The organism is Pseudomonas sp. 8(2025) (genome assembly GCF_052665325.1).
In genome coordinates this window covers 166,916-186,068 of the sequence record NZ_JBQOIE010000015.1, presented here as the reverse complement: position 1 = coordinate 186,068, position 19,153 = coordinate 166,916, and the positions used below count along the sequence as shown (strand labels likewise).

At 66.6% G+C, this 19,153-nt stretch carries 16 protein-coding genes and 1 pseudogene; 13 read left to right on the top strand and 4 right to left on the bottom strand.

Going from position 1 to position 19,153, the window contains the following annotated elements; genetic code table 11:
- Nucleotides 1–77: 77 nt before the first annotated feature.
- Nucleotides 78–875 carry a DUF4349 domain-containing protein gene (locus tag ACUXVH_RS25675; RefSeq protein ID WP_065363579.1) on the bottom strand — a complete coding sequence of 266 codons (798 nt, stop codon included), beginning with the start codon at nt 873–875 and terminating at the stop codon, nt 78–80.
- Nucleotides 876–1,072: 197 nt separating this feature from the next.
- Between ACUXVH_RS25675 and ACUXVH_RS25670 the strand changes: the two genes are divergently transcribed.
- Nucleotides 1,073–1,492: a PaaI family thioesterase gene (locus ACUXVH_RS25670; protein ID WP_065363580.1), complete on the top strand. Its 420-nt coding sequence runs from the start codon at nt 1,073–1,075 to the stop codon at nt 1,490–1,492.
- 440 nt (nt 1,493–1,932) lie between these two features.
- Here the strand turns inward: ACUXVH_RS25670 and rtcR are convergent, their stop codons facing one another.
- Nucleotides 1,933–3,525, bottom strand: a complete 1,593-nt coding sequence (gene rtcR, locus ACUXVH_RS25665) for an RNA repair transcriptional activator RtcR (RefSeq protein ID WP_065363581.1) — start codon at nt 3,523–3,525, stop codon at nt 1,933–1,935.
- 204 nt (nt 3,526–3,729) lie between these two features.
- Between rtcR and ACUXVH_RS25660 the strand changes: the two genes are divergently transcribed.
- The 11 genes and pseudogenes from ACUXVH_RS25660 to ACUXVH_RS25610 all read left to right on the top strand — a co-directional run bounded on the left by ACUXVH_RS25660 (nt 3,730) and on the right by ACUXVH_RS25610 (nt 16,067).
- Complete coding sequence (locus ACUXVH_RS25660) at nt 3,730–5,274, top strand: RNA-binding protein (protein WP_053157624.1); 1,545 nt, start codon at nt 3,730–3,732, stop codon at nt 5,272–5,274.
- Nucleotides 5,275–6,046: 772 nt separating this feature from the next.
- Entirely contained in the window at nt 6,047–7,273 is a 1,227-nt protein-coding gene (locus ACUXVH_RS25655) for an RtcB family protein (protein WP_011060602.1), read from the top strand.
- Nucleotides 7,274–7,277: 4 nt separating this feature from the next.
- On the top strand, nt 7,278–8,621 hold the full coding sequence (locus ACUXVH_RS25650) for a PBS lyase (RefSeq protein WP_065363582.1): 1,344 nt from the start codon (nt 7,278–7,280) through the stop codon (nt 8,619–8,621).
- A 16-nt stretch (nt 8,622–8,637) separates the two neighbouring features.
- Nucleotides 8,638–9,267: a hypothetical protein gene (locus ACUXVH_RS25645; protein ID WP_065363583.1), complete on the top strand. Its 630-nt coding sequence runs from the start codon at nt 8,638–8,640 to the stop codon at nt 9,265–9,267.
- A gap of 15 nt (nt 9,268–9,282) precedes the next feature.
- Nucleotides 9,283–10,071 (top strand): nucleotidyltransferase domain-containing protein, encoded by a 789-nt coding sequence (locus tag ACUXVH_RS25640; protein WP_011060605.1) that lies wholly within the window; start codon nt 9,283–9,285, stop codon nt 10,069–10,071.
- Between the two features lie 8 nt (nt 10,072–10,079).
- Nucleotides 10,080–11,108, top strand: coding sequence for an RNA 3'-terminal phosphate cyclase (rtcA, locus tag ACUXVH_RS25635; protein WP_015635092.1), 1,029 nt, complete (start codon nt 10,080–10,082; stop codon nt 11,106–11,108).
- A gap of 39 nt (nt 11,109–11,147) precedes the next feature.
- Entirely contained in the window at nt 11,148–11,786 is a 639-nt protein-coding gene (locus ACUXVH_RS25630; protein ID WP_065363584.1) for a glutathione S-transferase family protein, read from the top strand.
- Between the two features lie 442 nt (nt 11,787–12,228).
- Nucleotides 12,229–13,350 carry a site-2 protease family protein gene (locus ACUXVH_RS25625; RefSeq protein ID WP_065363585.1) on the top strand — a complete coding sequence of 374 codons (1,122 nt, stop codon included), beginning with the start codon at nt 12,229–12,231 and terminating at the stop codon, nt 13,348–13,350.
- Between the two features lie 166 nt (nt 13,351–13,516).
- Nucleotides 13,517–13,810, top strand: coding sequence for a DUF3144 domain-containing protein (locus ACUXVH_RS25620; RefSeq protein WP_011060609.1), 294 nt, complete (start codon nt 13,517–13,519; stop codon nt 13,808–13,810).
- A gap of 217 nt (nt 13,811–14,027) precedes the next feature.
- Nucleotides 14,028–14,945 (top strand): annotated as a pseudogene (locus ACUXVH_RS25615) (cache domain-containing protein); the annotation flags it as partial.
- Nucleotides 14,931–16,067, top strand: coding sequence for a methyl-accepting chemotaxis protein (locus ACUXVH_RS25610; protein WP_370511292.1), 1,137 nt, complete (start codon nt 14,931–14,933; stop codon nt 16,065–16,067). The pseudogene ACUXVH_RS25615 and the gene ACUXVH_RS25610, both read left to right, overlap by 15 nt.
- Before the next feature lie 72 nt (nt 16,068–16,139).
- Here the strand turns inward: ACUXVH_RS25610 and ACUXVH_RS25605 are convergent, their stop codons facing one another.
- Together ACUXVH_RS25605 and ACUXVH_RS25600 are read right to left on the bottom strand one after the other, a co-directional pair.
- Nucleotides 16,140–16,589: a hypothetical protein gene (locus ACUXVH_RS25605; RefSeq protein ID WP_015635096.1), complete on the bottom strand. Its 450-nt coding sequence runs from the start codon at nt 16,587–16,589 to the stop codon at nt 16,140–16,142.
- Between the two features lie 27 nt (nt 16,590–16,616).
- Nucleotides 16,617–17,534: a LysR family transcriptional regulator gene (locus ACUXVH_RS25600; protein ID WP_065363586.1), complete on the bottom strand. Its 918-nt coding sequence runs from the start codon at nt 17,532–17,534 to the stop codon at nt 16,617–16,619.
- A 127-nt stretch (nt 17,535–17,661) separates the two neighbouring features.
- Here ACUXVH_RS25600 and ACUXVH_RS25595 point away from each other — a divergent pair, with 127 nt between their 5' ends.
- The gene (locus ACUXVH_RS25595) at nt 17,662–19,143 is read left to right on the top strand and encodes an MFS transporter (protein ID WP_065363587.1); all 1,482 of its coding nucleotides are present in this window, start codon (nt 17,662–17,664) and stop codon (nt 19,141–19,143) included.
- Nucleotides 19,144–19,153: the final 10 nt, after the last annotated feature.

Sequence of the window (19,153 nt, the reverse complement as noted above, 5' to 3'; positions counted from 1 at the left end):
GCCAGCGAAGGCGTTCGCCAGGGCGGTGCAAGGCTTGCGGGCCTCTTCGCCGGCAAGCCGGCTCCTACGGGGTGGGGTCAGGGGCGCCGGCGTACGAATTTGCGCCACAGCCAGACCCAGAGCAGCACCAGGGGGAAGGCCAGGATCACGAAGGGCAGCACATAGCTGCCTTTCTCCAGGGCCTCGGCGGTGCCGTCGGCCAGGTTGTCCAGCAGGTTGCTGAAGGCGCGCTTGAGGCTGGATTCGCGCTGGACGCCGTCGCTGGGCAGGAACTTCAGGGTCAGGAGGTTGGTGTCCAGGCGGCGTTGCTGGCCGGCGGCGGTCTGGGCCAGGGCCTGCAGGTCGTTCTCGATGCCGGCCTGTTCCCGGCTCAGGGCAATCAGGTCGCTGACGCTGATGTCCTTGCGCGCCGCCAGTTCGTCCAGGCGCTGCTGCTGGGCCTTGAGCCGCTGCTGCTGGCGCTGCACATCGGCCACGGCATCGGCCAGGTCTTCGGCGCTGGTGATGCGCTCGCCCAGTTCCGCGCCCTGGGAGGCCTGCTGGACGATGGGCTCCACACCGTCCGGGACTATTCGCAGCGTCACCTGGGCACGGTACTTGCCCTGTTCCAGGCGCAGGATATTGCACGGGCCGAACTGGGCCTTCTCGCAGGCTTCGCGGGTTTGCGCCAGGCGCGGACCGATCTGCGCGGCCGGCAGCGACAGGGTCAGCTCATGCTCATAGGCCAATTGCGCGCCGGCCTTGCCCTGGGCCCCGCCCAAGGCCACGGCGCTGCTGTTGTGGTCGCCGGGAGAGCAGGCGCTGAGGGCCAGGGCGCCGAACAGGGCCAGGGCCAGTCGACGGAATTTTGCAGGGTGATCGTCCTGATGCTGCATGGGGGCTCCTTGAGGGATGAATCGGCGACAGGGTCGCAGGTGCGCATCTTACCGTCGTTCGGGGAAAGACCACGATCCCGGCTTGGCTTATCGACGACAATTTTCCTGGCTGATGCTGATAGGCGCGGCGCGGGTTCAGGACTACACCTGTGGCAGCCCGGGGCGACGGTGTTTCGGCGCAGATCAAGGAGTGCTTCATGCGCGAGTCGGCTATCCCCCCAGGTTTTGCCCCCTTGCCCCGCAGCAGCCCGCTGCTGGAACTGATCGGCCCGGTCTATGGCTGCGGCAGTGGCAGCGAACTGCGCGTCGGCCTGCGGGCCGATACCCGGCACGCCAACGGCCGGGGCACGGTACATGGCGGCATCATCGCCACCCTGGCAGACATCGGCATGGGCTACGCCATGGCGTTTTCCAGCGATCCGCCCTTGCCGTTGATCACCGCCAGCATGACCCTCGACTACCTGGGGGCGGTGCAGGTCGGGGAATGGATCGAGGTGCACCTGGAGCATGCCAAGCGTGGCCGGCAGATGGCCTTTGCCACCGTGGTGCTGCGGGTCGGCGAACGGGAAGTGGCCCGGGCCAGCGGCGTCTTCGCCGTCCCAACCGCAGCCCTGTAGCCGCTGCTGAGCCCGCGAAGCTGCGCAAAGGTCCGCAGGACCTTGCCTGGCAATCGCCAGCCGAACCTCTATCGATCTTGAAAACCCTGCGTCCCTACGGGCCGTGCGCAGCCTGCGGCAGCGGCTACACAAATCCCGGATCGGCATTGGCCCTGTAGCCGCTGCTGAGCCTGCGAAGCTGCGCAAAGGTCCGCAGGACCTTGCCTGGCAATCGCCAGCCGAACCTCTATCGATCTTGAAAACCCTGCGTCCCTACGGGCCGTGCGCAGCCTGCGGCAGCGGCTACACAAATCCCGGATCGGCATTGGCCCTGTAGCCGCTGCTGAGCCTGCGAAGCTGCGCAAAGGTCCGCAGGACCTTGCTTGGCAATCGCCAGCCAAACCTCTATCGATCTTGAAAACCCTGCGTCCCTGCGGGCCGTTCGCAGCCTGCGCCAGCGGCTACAGCTGTTTCCAATCCAGGCCGAAACGCGCCAGGTATTTGCGCAGGCGGTCGGCGTCGTTGGGGTTGGCCTTGCCCAGGCGTGACACGCCGAACAGCCGGCGCCCCGCCTCCGACAGGCTGTCGGCGCGGCGGCACTCGGCAATCACTGCCTTGAGTTGCAGGCGGTCGAACAGGTCCAGCTCCACATCGTCGCCCAGCAGTTTCTGCAGTTCGTCCTCTTGGTTCTCCAGCCCCCAGGCGTGGCGCAGGCGCTGGATCTCTTCCTCGGCCTGGGCCTGGTCGATGCGCCCGCTGTCGGCCAGGGTGGCCATGCGGGTGATGGACGCCGACAGCTCGCGGAAGTTGCCCAGCCACGCCGCTTCGCTGGAGCTGGCAAAGGCCAGGTAGCGTCGCCGCGCTTCAAGGTTGAAGCGCACCAGCTGCCCTTGTTCCCGGGCGTGACGCTCCAGCTCGAAATCGATGTTCGGTTCGATGTCTTCGCGGCGCCCCGCCAGCCCCGGCAGGTTGAAGGTCCAGAGGTTGATCCGCGCATACAGGTCCTCGCGGAACAGGCCCTGGGCCACCCGGCCACGCAGGTCGCGGTGGGTGCCGGCGATGATCAGGAAATCGCTCTGCACCTCCTGGTCCGAACCCATGGGAAAGAAGCGCTTCTCCTCGATGGCCTTGAGCAGCATGGCCTGTTCGTCCAGCCCCAGTTCACCGATCTCGTCGAGAAACAGCATGCCGCCATCCGCCGCCCGCAGCAGGCCTTCGCGGGCATTCTGGGCGCCGGTGAAGGCGCCCTTGATATGGCCGAACAGTGCCGACATGGCCCCGTCGCCGCGCAGGGTGGCGCAGTTGACCTCGACAAAGCGCCCCTGCACCTGGTGCCGGCCACGCTTGAGCTCATAGATGCGCCGGGCCAGGAACGACTTGCCGGCACCGGTGGGGCCGATCAGCAGCATCGGTGCCCTGGAGCGCACGGCGACCCGTTCGATCTGCTCGATGGAGCGGTTGAATGCCGGGTTGCGGGTGGCGATCCCGGACTTGAGGAAGGCCAGGCCTTCCAGGCGCTTGTGGGCAAAACGCGAGGCGATGCGGTCGTAGCGCGACAAGTCGAGGTCGATCAGGGCGTGGGTGCCGGTGGCGTGCTGGTCCGGGTCGCGGCGCCGCGCCGGCGAGGTCTGGATCAGCCGGGCAGGGAGGTAGCGCGCCTCGGTCAGCAGGAACCAGCAGATCTGCGCCACGTGGGTGCCGGTGGTGATGTGCACCAGGTAGTCCTCGCGCTCGGTGTCGAACGGGTAGGCGCTGGTGAAGTCGTGCAGGGCGCCGTACACCTCCTCGAAATCCCAGGGATTGTTCAGGCCCATGGGGTGCAGGCGCACCTCGGTTTCCGGCGACACCTGGCGCACGTCGTTGGCCACCCGTTCGGCCAGGCTGACATCCCGCGCGTCCAGGCCATGGATCAGCTCCAGGCGGTTGATCAGCACATCCTGCTGCTGGCACAGACCGACCGTGGGCCGCCAATGGCTCCAGCGGTTGGCACCCTTGCCGACGCGATCGAGGGTGGAACCGACAAAACCTATGGCGACCGTGGGCTTGTTCGACATGCTTATACCTGGAGATAAAAAACGATAAGCAAAGATATAAAATTATCGAGGCGTTTGTCTTGCCGAATACTTGATGAAAAAGTGATAAAAGATAAAAACTTTATAAATCAATGATTTAAAAAATAATTTGGTGAAAAATCAAAACCTGGCACAGCGGCTGCAATATCTCTGGCAACGAACAAGACAACAGAGCGAGACGCCAAGATGGCCAACTTCCAGCTGTTCAATACCCAACAGGCAAAAGCGCCAGCGAGCACCACCCTGAACGCTTCCAAGGCCGGGGCCTATGCCTACAACGCCAAGCATCGCCTGGCCCAGCTGGCGGTTACCGGTTGCTTGAACTCGACCTTCTACACCTCGCCTGAAGGCCAGCTGGAAGCGGTGCTGCAACTGGTGAGCGAGCTGGACAGCCGCTTCGTCGCCCAGGCCGCCCGTTACGCTCGGCAGCAAGGCCATATGAAGGACATGCCGGCGCTGCTGCTGGCGGCACTGACCGCGCAACGCTCGGCCCTGGTGCCGGAGCTGTTCGCCCAGGTGGTGGACAACGGCAAGATGCTGCGCAACTTCGTGCAGATCCTGCGCAGCGGCGTGACCGGGCGCAAATCCCTGGGTTCGCAGCCCAAGCGCCTGGTGCAGAACTGGTTGAACAGCGCCACCGAGCGTCAGCTGTTGCAGGCCTCGATCGGCAACCAGCCGTCCCTGGCGGACGTGGTGAAGATGGTTCACCCCAAGCCAGGCGAGGCCTGGCGTGAAGCCTTCTTTGCCTGGTTGATCGGCAAGCCGGTGGATGTGCAGGCGCTGCCTGAGCTGACCCGGGACCTGCTGGCGTTTCGCAGCGGAGCGACCCGGGAAGTGCCCCAGGTGCCGTTCCAGTTGCTCGGCAACGAGACACTGAGCGCCGAACAATGGGCCGGGCAGGCCCGCAACATGGGCTGGCAGGGGCTGCGCATGAACCTCAATACCCTGGCGCGCCACGGCGCGTTCCAGGTGCCGGGTTGCACCGAGTACGTGGCGGCGCGGCTGGCGGATGCGGGGGAGGTGGCCAAGGCTCGGGTCTATCCGTACCAGTTGCTGGCGGCCTACCGCATGGCCGGTGACGAGGTGCCGCAGGCGGTCCGCGAGGCGCTGCAGGATGCCCTGGAGCTGTCCCTGGCCAACGTCCCGGCGCTGGCGGGCAACGTGGTGGTCTGCCCGGATGTCTCGGGCTCGATGCACAGCCCGGTCACTGGCTATCGCCAGGGCGCCACCACCGCAGTGCGCTGCATCGATGTGGCGGCACTGGTGGCGGCCGCGGTGTTGCGCAAGCAGCCGGCGGCGCGGGTCATGCCGTTCGAGCGTGGGGTGGTGAACATCCACCTCAACCCGCGGGACAGCGTGATGAGCAATGCGCAGAAGCTGGCGAACATCGGCGGAGGGGGGACCAACTGCTCGGCGCCCCTGGCGCAGTTGGCCAACGCCAAGAGCCGCGTGGACACGCTGATCCTGGTCTCGGACAACGAGTCGTGGATCGATGCGCGGCGCCACGGCGCCACGGAAACGATGCGCCAGTGGGAGCGGATCCGGGCCATCAACCCGCAGGCGAAGCTGGTGTGCATCGACATGCAGCCCGGGGCCACGACCCAGGCACCGGACCGCGAGGACATCCTCAACGTCGGCGGCTTCAGTGACGCGGTGTTCGATGTGATCGAGCAGTTCACTGCGGGCAATTACGGTGCGCAGCACTGGGTAAAGGCGATCGAGGCGATGTAACGCTGATCGGTAGAGGATGAAACACACCGTGCGCCGGCCAGCCGGCGCACACTACAGATTTTTTGCTCATTGGCCCTGAATGCCGCTGTGACTACATCCAAAGGCGTCTCAGCAACTCTTGTCAGGGCCGGTGACGGCACGAATGCCAGTGGCTGTACATATTGGTTAAGCCGGTTCGAATCCGGCGATCAGTCACTTCTTTTGTCGTGCCACCTTTTTTGCAGTTTTTGCGACGAATGCTGATGGAACTACATCCAAGGTTCGAGATGCGGGTTCGATTCCCGCCGGTGCCGGAAAACGGCGCCGTGGTTCAATGGTCAGAACGCGAGTGCACCGTTTCATCGACTCCTTGTCGTCGCATCTTTTCCCCCCGCCTCGGCGGGATGGCAGCGAATGCCACGGGTACTACATCGTGTCGCGGGTTCGAACCCCGCCAGCCGCAAGGCTGTAGCTCAGTCGGTAGAGCAAATGTGCCTGTTCCCTTGTCGCTGCCCGCAGGCCCGGCCTGCACCGATTGACCCGGCGAATGCCGGTGGAACTACAGGACAGCGTGGTCGCGGGTTCGAGTCCCGTTCACCGCAAGGTGCTAGCTCAGAGGCAGAGCGCGCTGCATGTTTCACCTCCACTTGTCGCCGTTTGCACCGAACACCGCAATTTCGTAGGAGCTGGCTTGCCAGCGAAGAGACTCCCGAGATCGTCTTCTGCGACCCGGCTCCTGCGCACCCTATTGAACAAGGCCGTATCCGCGGCCACAGGAAAAAGAGTCAACGACATGGAACACAAGACCTACCAATTGCTGGAAGTCGCCAACGGCAAGCCGATCAAGATGTGGACCCAGGGCGTGCCGGTGGAAAACGAAGCCCGCCAGCAATTGATGAACACTGCGAAGATGCCGTTCATCTTCAAGCACCTGGCGGTGATGCCCGACGTGCACCTGGGTAAGGGTTCGACCATCGGTAGCGTGATCCCCACGGTGGGCGCGATCATCCCGGCTGCGGTCGGGGTGGATATCGGCTGCGGAATGATCGCCGCCCGTACTTCGCTGACCGCCTCCGACCTGCCGGATAACCTGGCCGGATTGCGTAGCGCCATCGAGGCGGCGGTGCCTCACGGTCGTACCTCGCCCCGTAGCGGTCGCGATAAGGGCGCCTGGGGCGACGTGCCGAATCAGGCCGACCAGGCCTGGGCTGCGCTGCACCCACGTTTCAAGGCGATCACCGATAAGTACCCGGCCCTGGCCAACAGCAACAACCGCAAGCACCTGGGAACCCTCGGCGGGGGTAACCACTTCATCGAGGTCTGCCTGGATGAGGCCAACCGGGTCTGGTTCATGCTCCACAGCGGTTCCCGTGGCGTAGGTAACGCCATCGGCAACCTGTTCATTCACCTGGCCCAGGCCGATATGCGCCAGCACATCGCCAACCTGCCGGACCGCGACCTGGCCTATTTCGAGGAAGGCAGCCAGCACTTCAACGATTACGTGGAAGCGGTGGCCTGGGCCCAGGATTTCGCCCGGCAGAACCGTGAGCTGATGATGCAACTGGTGATCCAGGCCACCCGCAAGGTGATCAGCAAGCCCTTCGAGGTGGCGCTGGAGGCAGTCAACTGCCACCACAACTACGTGCAGAAGGAGCGCCACTTCGGTGAAGAGGTGCTGGTGACCCGCAAGGGGGCGGTGTCGGCGAAGAAGGGCGAGCTGGGGATCATTCCGGGTTCGATGGGGGCCAAGAGCTTCATTGTCCGCGGATTGGGTAACGAGGAGGCGTTCTGCTCCTGCAGCCACGGCGCGGGGCGTACCATGAGCCGCACCAAGGCCAAGAACACCTTCACCCTGGCCGACCAGATCCGCGCGACCGCCCATGTGGAGTGCCGTAAGGACGAAGCGGTGATCGATGAAATCCCGATGGCCTACAAGGACATCGACCAAGTGATGCACGCCCAGCGCGAGCTGGTGGAAGTGCTGCACACCCTGCGTCAGGTGGTGTGCGTTAAGGGGTAGAGCAATGGACGACATGGATGCATTGATAGCAACCCCGCCCGGCTGGCAGTACCAGCTGAGCGACTACGAAGCCCGCCGCGTGCGGGAGGTGATGGACGAGTTGGACAGGCACAGCGCCTGGCTGGAGCTGAGCCGCTTCGGCAACGGTTTCGTGCGTCAGGCCGCGGTGCGCGGCCTGGCCGCGCAGCCTTCGGCAGAGGCCCTGGTGGCTTTGCTGGAGCGCCTCAACGACTGGGTGCCCCAGGTTCGCCAGGAGGCCGCCGCGGCGGTCGAGGCCTATTGGGTGCCGGAGCATGCCGGGCTGCTGTTGCAGACCCTGGCACCGCTGCTGGCCCTGGCGGGCAAGCAGCGCGCCGACCACGGCGCGACCCTGGAGCGGGCCAGCGCCGTGTTGCAACTGGCCCAGGTGCGCGACCAGGTGCAAGGGGCCTTTGGCACTTGCCGGGGCAAGGCTGCGCGCTTTGTCTTCGAGCTGTTGCTCAAGGGCGTCGAGGACCGACCGGCGCTGCTGGCCATGGCCCTGCGCCACCCGGAGGTCAGCGTGCGGCAGATGGCGGTGGACGCCTGCGCCGAACTGCCCGATGAGCAGGCGCTGCCCTTGCTGGAAGAGGTGATGCGCAGCTGCGGCGCCAGTGTGCGGGTCAAGGCCCTGCGGCTGCTGCTGTCGCGCCTGGCCGATTGTCGCGAGTATCTGGCGCAGGCCCTGCTCGACCCTTCGGGGGCCTTGCGTTGCCTGGCCCACTGGGCCGCGCCGCGCCATGGGCTGGACCCGCGGGCAGTGCTGCTGGCCCGCTTGCAGCAGCCGGCCCCGGGCAACAAGCGCCAGTGGCTGGGGCTACTGGGGTTGGTCAGGGAGCTGCAGGAGCCACAGGCCGATGCCATGGTGCGCCAGGCCCTGGCTTCGCCGGCGCTGAGCGTGCGCCTGCAGGCCCTGCAAACCCTGGGCGAACGTGGCACAGCCGAGCAACTGGCGGCCCTGGACGATGCCTCGGACAAGGTCTTCGACTGCGCCCTGGGCCTGTTGCGCCAGCAGCCGTGGGCGGTATTCGACGAGGCCCTGGAGCAGCGTCTGGACCAGCATTGGCACGATCTGCCCAAGGCGCGACGCTGGGCCATGCTGGCCCTCAAACCGGGCTGGCGTCAGTTGGAGTACCTGCTGTGGCGCCTGGGGCAGGGCGGCAGTGACGCCGCCTATTGGCGCGAGGCCCTGGCACGCTGGTGCGACAGCCGCTACGGGATGTTCGACCCGGTGACCCCCAAGCCCCTGCGCGAGGCCATGGTGCAACGCTTGCAGGCAATGGAAGCCGCCGGGGAATTACCCGCCGGTTCGGTCCAGCGGCTGTTGTGAGGAAAGGAGAACCGCCATGTTGACCCCGGTTGAAGATGAGCACAGCCAGGCGCTGCGCCAACAGCTGGAAGCGGCGTTTTGCGTGTTCGATTTTGTGCGGCTGGCGGTGGAGCCGGGTGTCGAGGTGAATCAGGCCTTGCATCGCCAGGGCTTGCAGCACCTGTATCAGCACCTGATGGCCAGGCGCCGTGAGGCCTGGAAAAAGCTGCGCCAGGACCCGCGCTACGCCGACGTTGGTGAACCGCAGATGCGCTGGGAACCGGAGCGAGCACTGCCTGAGCGGCTCAGCCCGCAGCAGGTCCGGCAACTGGTTTGCGAAGATCCGGAGCAGCAGGATTGGGCCTTGTACCGGGCGTTTTGCCAGCCACCGTACGGGCTGCATTTCCCGGGTGGGGCCGAACAGGCCCGCCAGGTGTACGGCCAATGGCTGGACCTGCTGGGGCTCGATCTCCAGCAGCAGCCCCAGGTGATCAACTGGGTGGGCGGCCTGGAGCTGGATTGTCAGGCCCCGGCCATGGGCCCGCATCTGCTGCCCTGGAGTGAATATTTCGACGAAGGCCTGGAGTGGTGGGGCGTCTGGTGCCTGACGGTGTGGAACCCCGTGCGCCGGACCCTGAGTGTGCTGGCCGCCAGCGCCACGGATTGAACAAGGAAAAGGATCATGGAACATCTGGAGCGCCATCCCCTGAGCAGCGCCATGCGCGAACGGGTATTGGCCGAGCTGGCGCGGATCGAGCGCGAGCGCAATGTGCAGGTGCTGTATGCCTGCGAATCCGGCAGTCGGGCCTGGGGCTTTGCCTCTACCGACAGCGATTACGATGTGCGTTTCGTCTATGTGGAAAAGCCCGAATGGTTCATCCAGGTGGATGCCGGGCGCGACGTGATCGAGCGGCCCCTGGACGACGAGCTGGACATCAGCGGCTGGGAACTGCGCAAGACCCTGGGGCTGTTGCGCAAGTCCAACCCGACCCTGCTGGAATGGCTGGATTCGCCCCTGGTGTACCGCAGCGAACCGACCGCCGCCGAGCGCCTGCGCGAGCTGGCCGAGGCGTTCTACAGCCCGCCGGCGGCGCGCAACCATTATCTGTCGATGGCCAGGAAGAACTTTCGCGGTTACCTGCAAGGCGACAGCGTGCGCTTCAAGAAGTACTTCTACGTCCTGCGGCCCTTGCTCGCGGTGCGCTGGATCGACCAGGGGCGCGGCCGACCGCCGATGACCTTCGCCGACCTGCTGACCACCGTCGACCATCAGCCACTGCTGGACGAGGTGGCCGAGCTGCTGGTTTTGAAACGCTGCGCCGACGAGTCCGCCTACGGACCGCGACGCCCGGCACTGCACGCCTTTATCGCCGCCGAGCTGGAACGCCCGGTGCCGAAACTGGTGCGTACCCATGAAGACAACGCGTTGCTGGACGCTTACCTACGGGAAACGGTCCGGCACTACGCCTGAGGAATGTGATGAAACAGGATGTAATCGAACTGGACGGCGCCATCGGCGGCGGCCAGGTACTGCGCAGCGCCCTGAGCCTGTCGATGCTCACCGGCAAGACCCTGCGTATCCATAATATTCGCGCCCGGCGCAGCCGCCCGGGGCTGTTGCGCCAGCACCTGACCGCGGTGCTGGCGGCGGCCCAGGTATGTGGCGCCAGAACCACTGGGGCCGAGCTTGGCTCCCAGGTCCTGAGCTTCGAGCCGGGGCCGATCCGCGGCGGCGACTACCGCTTCGCCATTGGCACCGCCGGCAGTTGCACCCTGGTGCTGCAGACCCTGCTGCCGGCCTTGCTGCGAGCGCCGCAGCCGAGCCGCGTGAGCATCAGCGGCGGCACCCACAACCCCCTGGCGCCGCCGGTGGATTTCCTCCAGCAGGCCTGGCTGCCGCAACTGCGGCGCATGGGCGGGCGGGTGGAACTGCAGCTGCTGCGCCATGGTTTTGTCCCGGCCGGCGGTGGCGAACTGGAGGCCTTTATCCAGCCTTCGGAGCTGCAACCCTTGCATCTTCAAGAGCGCGGAGCATTGCTCGGCAGTCGAGCCTGGGCCTTGAGCGCGGGCCTGCCCGAGCATGTGGCGGAACGCGAGTTGCGCCGGGTGCACGATCGCCTGCAACTGCCTCGCGAGCAGCTCACCCCGGTGCTGCTGGATGAAGAGTACGGCCCGGGCAATGTGCTGCTGCTGGAGTTCGCCTTCGAGCACCTGACCGAGCTGTTTTGCGGTTTCGGCCAGAACAGCCTGCGGGCGGAGAAGGTCGCCGACGGCGCCATCGATCAGGCCCGGGACTGGCTGGACTCCGGTGCCGCAGTGGCGGAACACCTGGCCGATCAACTCTTGCTGCCCATGGCCCTGGCCGGTGGCGGCAGCTTCACCACGCCGTGCATGACCGAGCACCTGCAGAGCAATATCCGGGTGATCGAGGCATTTTTGCCGGTGCGGATCGAGGCGCGGCCACTGAGCGAGCAAGTGCTGCAGGTGCAATGCCACGCCCTGTCGTGAAAGGGCTAATGGGCCCGGGTCATCAAGGAGGTTGTCGCCATGTATCACCTGTATGGAAGCCAGGGCACCGGCTCGGCCATCGTCGAGATCGCCCTGGAGTACTGCCAGCTGGCCTACCGCCGCATCGAGGCCGCGCCCTGGGAGGACAGCCCCGGGCGCGAGGCCCTGGCACGGCTCAATCCGCTGTTGCAGATTCCCACCCTGCAACTGCCCGATGGCAGCATCCTCACCGAAAGCGCGGCGATCCTGATCCACCTGGGCCTGGAGTTTCCCGACTCCGGGTTGCTGCCTGCGCCAGCGTCAGCCCGGGCCCAGGTGATACGCGGCCTGGTGTACATCGCCGCCAACTGCTATTCGGCCATCGGCATCCTCGACTACCCGGAACGCTGGATCAGCGACCCCGACGAACCGCTCAAGGCCCGGGTGCGCGCCGCCGCGGCCGAGCGCCTGTATCGCAGCTGGGGGCTGTTCGCCGAGCAGTTTGCGTCGCGACCATATTTCGGCGGTGCGGCGCCGGGTGCCCTGGATATCCAGGCGGCAGTGGTGTCGCGCTGGTCCGGTGCGCGAGAGCACCTGCGCGATAGCCATCCCGATTTTCTTGCCCTGCTGCAACGCATCGACCGCGAACCGCGCATCGCCGCGGTCCTGGCCCGCCACTGGCCCCCCGCATCCTCGTAGGAGCTGGCTTGCCAGCGAAAGCGACCGCCAGCCGTATGCAGGGCTCAAGGGCCCCTTCGCCGGCAAGCCGGTTCCTACGGTGGGTATTGATATTGATGGGAGCGGGGCACTTTGCCCCGCATCGTAGGAGCTGGCTTGCCAGCGAAAGCATCCGCCAGTCATATGCAGGGCTCGCGGGCCCCTTCGCCGGCAAGCCGGCTCCTGCGGTGGGTATCGATATTGATGGGAGCGGGGCACTCTGCCCCTCATCGTAGGAGCTGGCTTGCCAGCGAAAGCGACCGCCAGGCGTATGCAGGGCTCGCGGGCCCCTTCGCCGGCAAGCCGGCTCCTGCGGTTAGGAGGCGGGGTGATAGAGAGGTGAATCAGCGGTTGAGTTTCCTGGGGCGAAGCTGGCAGTCTGCGCGCCCGGTTCAGTGTCGGTTTTCTCTCAGGGACGTACTCGATGGATGGCAACACCTGGCTCAAGGCCTTGAACACTCTGCTGACGATTGTGCAGCGCCTGGTGCTGCTCAGTGGCTGGTTTATCGCCGCGCTGGTGCTGGGGTTCACCATCAAGTCCGGGTTGCAGCCCTTTCTGGCGATGTTCCTGGCTTCGCTGTTGGGGGTTGTCGCGTTGGTGGTGCATGAGGGCGGGCATTACCTGGGGGCACGCGGGTGCGCGATGCCGGTGTTGCATGTACGGGTGGCCGCCGTGGAGATCCAGGTGCTGCGGCGCGGCTGGCGGGTGCGCTGGGCACCGCAGCTCAAGCGCAATCGCCTGGGCGGCTATGTGATTGCCGCGAGCAATCTGCAACGGCCACTGCGGCAGCAGTGGATGCTGGTGGTCCTGTGCGGGCCGCTGCTGAATCTGCTGGTGGGTGGCGCTTCCCTGGCGCTTGGGCTGTCCTGGCCTGGGGTGCCGGGGGCCATTGCCCTGGCGTTTGCCGTGATCAATCTGGCCATGGGGGTGGGTAACCTGATGCCTGCCTGGCGGGTATTGCCCAGCGACGGCATGCTACTGCTGGGCTGGTACCGGCATCGCGACGATCAACGTCCGGAGCTGGCCCAGGCACGCCTGTTGGCCCTGACCGTGGCCGGGGTGCCCAGCGCACAATTGCCGGTGGACGATCTTCAGCGCCTGGCCGAAGGCCCCATGCCCGGGCCCCTGGTCGCATTCGGCTGTCGCCTCAATGCCCTGCAGGACCAGGGCGACTGGCCGGCCGCGGTGCAGATGGAGCAGGAACTGGATCAATTGCTGGCGGCCCGGTCGGCGCAACTGAACGGCATGAGTGGCCTGATCGAGTTGTTGAGGGGCGAGTTGGCGTTCTGCCGCGCTTTGCTGCAGCGTGACGCCGCGCCCCTGAACAACACGCCGATGAGCGCCGAAGTGGATTGGAACGCACCCTGGCTGCGACCGCGCTGCCTGGCCTTGCAAGTCATTCTTGAAGGCGACCGGCAGCGGGGCGAGCACCACCTGCAACAGGCGCTGCAAGCGGCCAATAACAGCGTGGTGCTGTCCCAGGGCAAGAGTGAAGCCCTGCTGGCCGAACAGCTGCGAGCCTTGCCGGCGCCCACCCATCTGTAGGCGCTGGCTTGCCAGCGAAAGCGGCTGCCAGCCTGGCGCAAGGCTCACGGGCCGCTTCGCCGGCAGCCCGGCTTGTGCGGCCAGGGGATGAAAGTAGTCGGTGCAGGAGGACAAAACTCTTATACTCCGGCGCTTTATTTTCCCCACTCCGCCAGAGGAACGCCCCGTGGCCAATGACACCGACCAGGATTTCTACAACCGCGCCGACGCCGTTATCGAGCTGGCCAACTCCCATATCGCCGACAGCAGCCGGGGCAAGGCCAGCGCGTCGCTGATGTACGCCAACTCCCGTTTCAGCGCCTGGGTCAGCGCCTGCGGGTGCCGCAATGCCCAGGAGCTGGCGGCGGCCAAGCAGCAGGCGGTGGATTATTTCGTCGAGGAGTTCCGCCTGATGATGGAAGAGAACCTCACGGACTACATCGAGAACTTCGAGCTGTACATGGGCGCCAAGCAGGACTGAAGGCGCCAGCGCCGCCAGTTGTGTAGCGCTTCTCGTGCCTGGCCCGGGCTGCCCGTAGCCCGGGGTCTTGTTTCGAGGATGGCAGGGCCCCGGCTACCGAGGGCCCTGCCTGAGTCGCCCCCTCTCCAGGTGTACTCCCGCCTGTTGCGCTGACAAAAAAAGTGAACGGCATCACTCTTTGTTCAAGGGAAGCATGCATCCGGTCGATAAGCTCTGAATGCCTATTGATATGGAGTTCGTCATGGCCTTGCTACCGGTTCGTCTGTCTCATCGTTTGACCCTCGGCAGTGTGTTGCTGTTGCTGTTCACGGCGCTGGCGGTATTTGCCGTGATGACCTTACGGGGGCAGCCCAAAGTGGTGGAGGCAAGCTCGGCACTGATCGAGCAGACCGGCAGCGCCATCGTTCGCCAGCTGGCGTTGCAGTTGGCGGGCATCGAAGGGGTGACCGCGAGCATGGCCCACCTGCTGGAAGGGCTGCCCAAGGAGCAGGCGCTGGTCATGGCCACCCTGCCCAAGGTGATCGACCATGAAGGCGACAAGGCGATCGCCGGGGGCGGCATCTGGCCAGAACCCAATGCCTTCACCCCCGGCGTGGAGCGCCGCAGTTTCTTCTGGGCCCGCAGCGATGCCGGGCCCCTGGCATTCTCCGATGACTACAACGCCGCCGGCAGCGCCGGTTATCACCATGAAGCCTGGTATACCGGCGCCCGCAACAGCGCGCCGGGCCGTTGCCTGTGGTCCGAGGCCTACCAGGACCCGGTGACCCAGGTGCCGATGACCACCTGCAGCGTGCCCTATCGCCAGGACGGTGCCTTTGCCGGGGTCGCCACCATCGACCTGCGCCTGGACGACCTGGCGCGCTTCCTCAAGGAGCAGGGGGCGGTCACCGGCGGCTATGCCTTCGCCCTGGACCAGGCCGGCAACGTGCTGTATTTCCCTGATGCCCAGGCCGGCGGCGGGGGCCAGATGCTCAGCTTCGACGCCCTGAGCAAGCAGCAACCCTGGTTGCTTCCGGTGGCCGAGGCCCTGGCCAAGCCGGCACCGACCGGGCAGGTGCGCAGCCTGGACCTGGACGAGGACGGGCGCTTGCAGGAAGCGGCGCGGGTCAGCTTGTTCAGCATGCCCGGCAGCGGCTGGACCATCGGCCTGGTGACCCCGGAGCAGAAGGTCACCGGCCTGGCCCGGGCCATGACCACCGAGATCCTGCTGTTCCTCCTGCCGTTGCTGGCGCTGCTGCTGTTCTTTGCCTGGCTGGCCGGGCACAAGCTGATTGCCCAACTGGAAGAAACCACCCGGCAGATCGATGCCCTGGGCAGTGGCCAGGCCAGCGACAACGCCGAGCTGCACGTGGCCCGGGCCGACGAGATCGGCGCCTTGCGCGCCGCGGTGAACCGCTATGCCGGGCAGTTGCGGCAAATGCTGCAGAAGATCGCCAGCGAAGCCCGGCAGTTGCAGAACGAAGCCGCGCGTCTGGGTCAACTCAGCAGCACCCTGGCCCAGCGTGCCGAGCAGCAGCGCCAGGAGAACACCCAGTTGGCCACGGCCATCACCGAGATGTCCTCCAGTGCCCTGGAAGTGGCGCAGAACACCAACAACTGCGCCGACACCGCGCGCCAGTCCCTGGTGGTGGTGCAGGAGGGCCAGCACAAGGTCGATGCCAACAGCCAGTCGATCCAGCAGTTGTCCGCGGAAATGGCCGAGGCGGCGGCAGTGATCCAGCGCCTGGAGCAGGACAGCCAGCAGGTCGGCGCGGTGCTGGATGTGATCAAGGCGATCTCCGAGCAGACCAACCTGCTGGCGCTGAACGCCGCCATCGAAGCGGCCCGGGCCGGGGAGCAGGGCCGGGGCTTTGCCGTGGTGGCGGACGAAGTGCGGACCCTGGCCGGCCGCACCCAGACCTCGGCCAACGAGATCAGCGGCATGATCAACGACTTGCAGCAGGCCTCGCGTCAGGCGGTGCAGGCGATCCAGGCCGGCGAAACACGAACCCGCCAGGCGGTGGGCGAGGCGTCCGGTGCATCGGATGCGCTGTCCAGTACGGTGACCAGCTTCGACGATATTTCCCAGCGGGCGCAGCAGATTGCCGTGGCGGCCCAGCAGCAGAGCCACGTGACCCAGGAGATCAACGAACTGGCGGTGCGCATCCACGGCATCAGCGAGGACAACGCCCGGGACGCCCAGGCCCTGGACAAGGTCAGCGAGGCCATGCAGGCCCTGTCCGGGCGCTTGTCGAACCTCAGCCAGGGCCACCGCTGAGGCATTGCCTGCCCGGACCGTCGGTGGCCCGGGCGGGTTTCAGTCCCCCCGGGCCGCATTCGCCGGCCCGTTTCAGATCTGGCTGTACATCATCAGCTTGAAGTTCAGCAACAGCCCCAACGACACCCAGCCGAGCCCCAGCAGGCCATTGATCAACGGCTTGCCGGGAGCCACGCGCGTGGCCAGGAAGCGGGCGATGGCGGCGCCGATCAGCGCGCCGGGAAAGTCGAACAGATAGAACAGCCAGCCCAAGGCGCCTTCCGGGGAACTGATCCACAGGCAGAACAGTTGCAGGTGCGCGGCCAGGGCCAGGGCCACCCCGGTGAACAGCGCCGGCGTGGGCCGGGTGCACAACAGCAGGCCGAGAATCAGCCCCTGGGGCAGCCAGTAGGCGGCGAAGTTCTCCCAGAAATAATCTATCGGTTGCCAGGCCCGGACGATTGCCAGGGACAGTCCCCAGAGCAACGCGGCGGCAGCGGGCAGGTGATTCAGGGAGAGCAGGCGCAGGGAGCTGGAAGACATGCAGGATCTCGCTAATGAAGTTGTGGATCAGCCGGGCTGATGGTCGGGGACGGCGCTCTGGCTGCACAGCTCATGCACCACCTGGCGCAACCAGCGATGGGCCGGGTCAGCCTCCATGCGCGGGTGCCAGAGCAGGGAGATGGTCATTTCCGGCAGGGGCACCGGCAGGCTGAAACCGTGCAGGCCGTGCCGCAGGTTGCTGGTGTGGCGCTCGGGCACCATGGCGATCAGGTCCGAACCCCGGGCCAGGGCCAGGGCGGCGGAAAAACCGCTGACCAGGGTGACGATCTGCCGTTCCAGGCCCAGGGCTTTCAGGGCCTCGTCCATGCGCCCATGAGCATGGCCCTGGTGGGCGGCGAGGATATGTTCGCCAGCCACGTAGGCATCCAGGCTTACCGGCCCCCGGCTCAAGGGGTGGCCGGCGCGCACCACGCCGATAAAGCGATCGCGAAACAGCGCCCGGGTGCGCAACTCGGGGCTGGTGTCGGCGTCGATCACCGCGGTTTCCAGGTCGACGCTGGCATCGCGCAGGGGCTGGCTGTCGCGGTCCAGCTTGGGTACGAAGTGCACCCGCACCCCGGGCGCTTCAGCCCGCAGGCGACTGACCAGCGCCGGGCCGAAATTCTCGACGAAACCATCACGGCTGCGCAGGGTGAAGGTGCGCTGCAGGCGGCCAAGGTCGATCTGCTCGGCCGGGCGCAGGGCGGCCTGGGCGTCTGCCACCAGTTGGCCGATGCGCTGGCGCAGCTCCAGGGCCCGAGGGGTGGGCACCAGGCCGCGCCCGGCGCGCACCAGCAGCGGGTCGCCGGTGGCCTGGCGCAGGCGGGCCAGCGCCCGGCTCATGGCCGAGGGGCTCAGATGCAGGCGCTGGGCAGCCCGCGCCACGCTGCCTTCGGCCAGCAGTACGTCCAGGGTCAGCAGCAGGTTCAGATCGGGAGTCGACATCGGCGCAATGTAGCACGCAGGCAGCTGGCATGGCGTTGAATGCATCAATTAACTGCAAAGGCTGCGCCTTCCGCCTGGTCACGGCTGGCCCTAGGCTGGCGGGCATCACCTTGCCGGAGCCTGTGCGATGCCCATTCCCGAGTCCCAAGCCACCCCCCAGGAAGCCCTGGCGCCCCGTGCGCGCTGGGCCCTGGCCAGCCTGTCGCTGGCGATGCTGATGCCGTCCCTGGACACCAGCATCGCCAATGCCGCGCTGCCGAGCCTGGCCCAGACCCTTGAGGCGTCGTTCCAGCAGGTGCAATGGATTGTCCTGGCCTACCTGCTGGCCATCACCACCCTGATCGCCAGCGCCGGGCGCCTGGGGGACCAGTGGGGCCGGCGTCGGGCGCTGCTGGCGGGGATCGCCCTGTTCACCTTGGCCTCGCTGTGTTGCGGCCTGGCCCCTGGCCTGGGCTGGCTGCTGGCGGCCCGCACGCTGCAAGGCCTGGGGGCGGCGGTAATGCTGGCCCTGAGCATGGCCCTGGTGGGTGACGCGCTGCCCAAGGCCCGCACCGGGGCCGCGATGGGCTGGCTGGGCAGTATGTCGGCCCTGGGCACCACCCTGGGCCCGGCCCTCGGCGGCCTGATACTGGCCAGCGTCGGCTGGCGCTGGATGTTCCTGGTCAATGTGCCCCTGGGGTTGGTGGCGCTGTTACTGGCCTGGCGTTGCCTGCCGCCGGACCGGCCTGTGGCGTCGGCCAGTGCCTTCGATGTGCCGGGCAGCCTGCTGCTGGCGTTGAGCCTGGGCGCCTATGCCCTGGCCCTGACCCTGGGGCACAACTTGCTGGCGCCGTTGAACCTGGGCCTGCTGGTGGCCAGCGTGGTCGGGGTCGCGCTCTTGGTGCGTGTCGAGCGCCGGGCCGCCGCGCCGCTGTTCCAGCCGGCCCTGCTGCGCCGGCCACAACTGTGCAGCAGCCTGTGGCTGAGCCTGCTGGTGTCGACGGTGATCATGACCACCCTGGTGGTGGGGCCGTTCTACCTGGCCCGGGGGCTGGGGCTCGGGAGCCTGGCAGTGGGTCTGAGCCTGTCCCTGGGGCCGCTGGTGGCGACCCTGTGCGGCGCCCCCGCCGGGCGACTGGTGGACCGTTACGGTGCCCGGCCGCTGTCCCGGCTCGGCCTGCTGGGGTTGTGTGGCGGCCTGGGCCTGCTGGCGCTGCTGCCCCGGAGCCTGGGGCTGGCAGGCTACCTGCTGCCGCTGGCCCTGGTCACCGCCAGCTACGCGCTGTTCCAGGCGGCCAACAACAGCCTGGTGATGCGTGATGTGGCGCCGCAGCAGCGCGGGCTGACGGCGGGGTTGCTGAGCCTGTCGCGCAACCTCGGGCTGATCAGTGGCGCGGCGGCCATGGGCGCACTGTTCGCCTGGGGCTCGGGGCCGCAGGCCGGCGTCGAGGCCGTGTCCCGCGGCATGCACTGGACCTTTGGCGTGGCGGCGCTGCTGATGCTGCTGGCCTTGCTCAGCGCCGGGCGCAACCGGCTGTCCGAGGAGGCCGGCTCGCCCTTCATCAGTCGTCTGCTGGCGCACAAACCCACCTACATGATCCTCGACGACCACGAGATCGAGGACAACTGAACACAGGACC

Excerpts from the sequence above, each read along its gene's own strand:
- ACUXVH_RS25640 (WP_011060605.1), top strand. The coding sequence starts at position 9,283 with ATGGAACATCTGGAGCGCCATCCCCTGAGCAGCGCCATGCGCGAACGG.
- ACUXVH_RS25595 (WP_065363587.1), top strand. The coding sequence starts at position 17,662 with ATGCCCATTCCCGAGTCCCAAGCCACCCCCCAGGAAGCCCTGGCGCCC.
- ACUXVH_RS25675 (WP_065363579.1), bottom strand. The coding sequence starts at position 875 with ATGCAGCATCAGGACGATCACCCTGCAAAATTCCGTCGACTGGCCCTG.
- ACUXVH_RS25610 (WP_370511292.1), top strand. The coding sequence starts at position 14,931 with ATGCCCGGCAGCGGCTGGACCATCGGCCTGGTGACCCCGGAGCAGAAG.
- ACUXVH_RS25645 (WP_065363583.1), top strand. The coding sequence starts at position 8,638 with ATGTTGACCCCGGTTGAAGATGAGCACAGCCAGGCGCTGCGCCAACAG.
- ACUXVH_RS25625 (WP_065363585.1), top strand. The coding sequence starts at position 12,229 with ATGGATGGCAACACCTGGCTCAAGGCCTTGAACACTCTGCTGACGATT.
- rtcA (WP_015635092.1), top strand. The coding sequence starts at position 10,080 with ATGAAACAGGATGTAATCGAACTGGACGGCGCCATCGGCGGCGGCCAG.
- ACUXVH_RS25650 (WP_065363582.1), top strand. The coding sequence starts at position 7,278 with ATGGACGACATGGATGCATTGATAGCAACCCCGCCCGGCTGGCAGTAC.
- ACUXVH_RS25670 (WP_065363580.1), top strand. The coding sequence starts at position 1,073 with ATGCGCGAGTCGGCTATCCCCCCAGGTTTTGCCCCCTTGCCCCGCAGC.
- ACUXVH_RS25655 (WP_011060602.1), top strand. The coding sequence starts at position 6,047 with ATGGAACACAAGACCTACCAATTGCTGGAAGTCGCCAACGGCAAGCCG.
- ACUXVH_RS25660 (WP_053157624.1), top strand. The coding sequence starts at position 3,730 with ATGGCCAACTTCCAGCTGTTCAATACCCAACAGGCAAAAGCGCCAGCG.
- ACUXVH_RS25600 (WP_065363586.1), bottom strand. The coding sequence starts at position 17,534 with ATGTCGACTCCCGATCTGAACCTGCTGCTGACCCTGGACGTACTGCTG.
- ACUXVH_RS25630 (WP_065363584.1), top strand. The coding sequence starts at position 11,148 with ATGTATCACCTGTATGGAAGCCAGGGCACCGGCTCGGCCATCGTCGAG.
- rtcR (WP_065363581.1), bottom strand. The coding sequence starts at position 3,525 with ATGTCGAACAAGCCCACGGTCGCCATAGGTTTTGTCGGTTCCACCCTC.
- ACUXVH_RS25605 (WP_015635096.1), bottom strand. The coding sequence starts at position 16,589 with ATGTCTTCCAGCTCCCTGCGCCTGCTCTCCCTGAATCACCTGCCCGCT.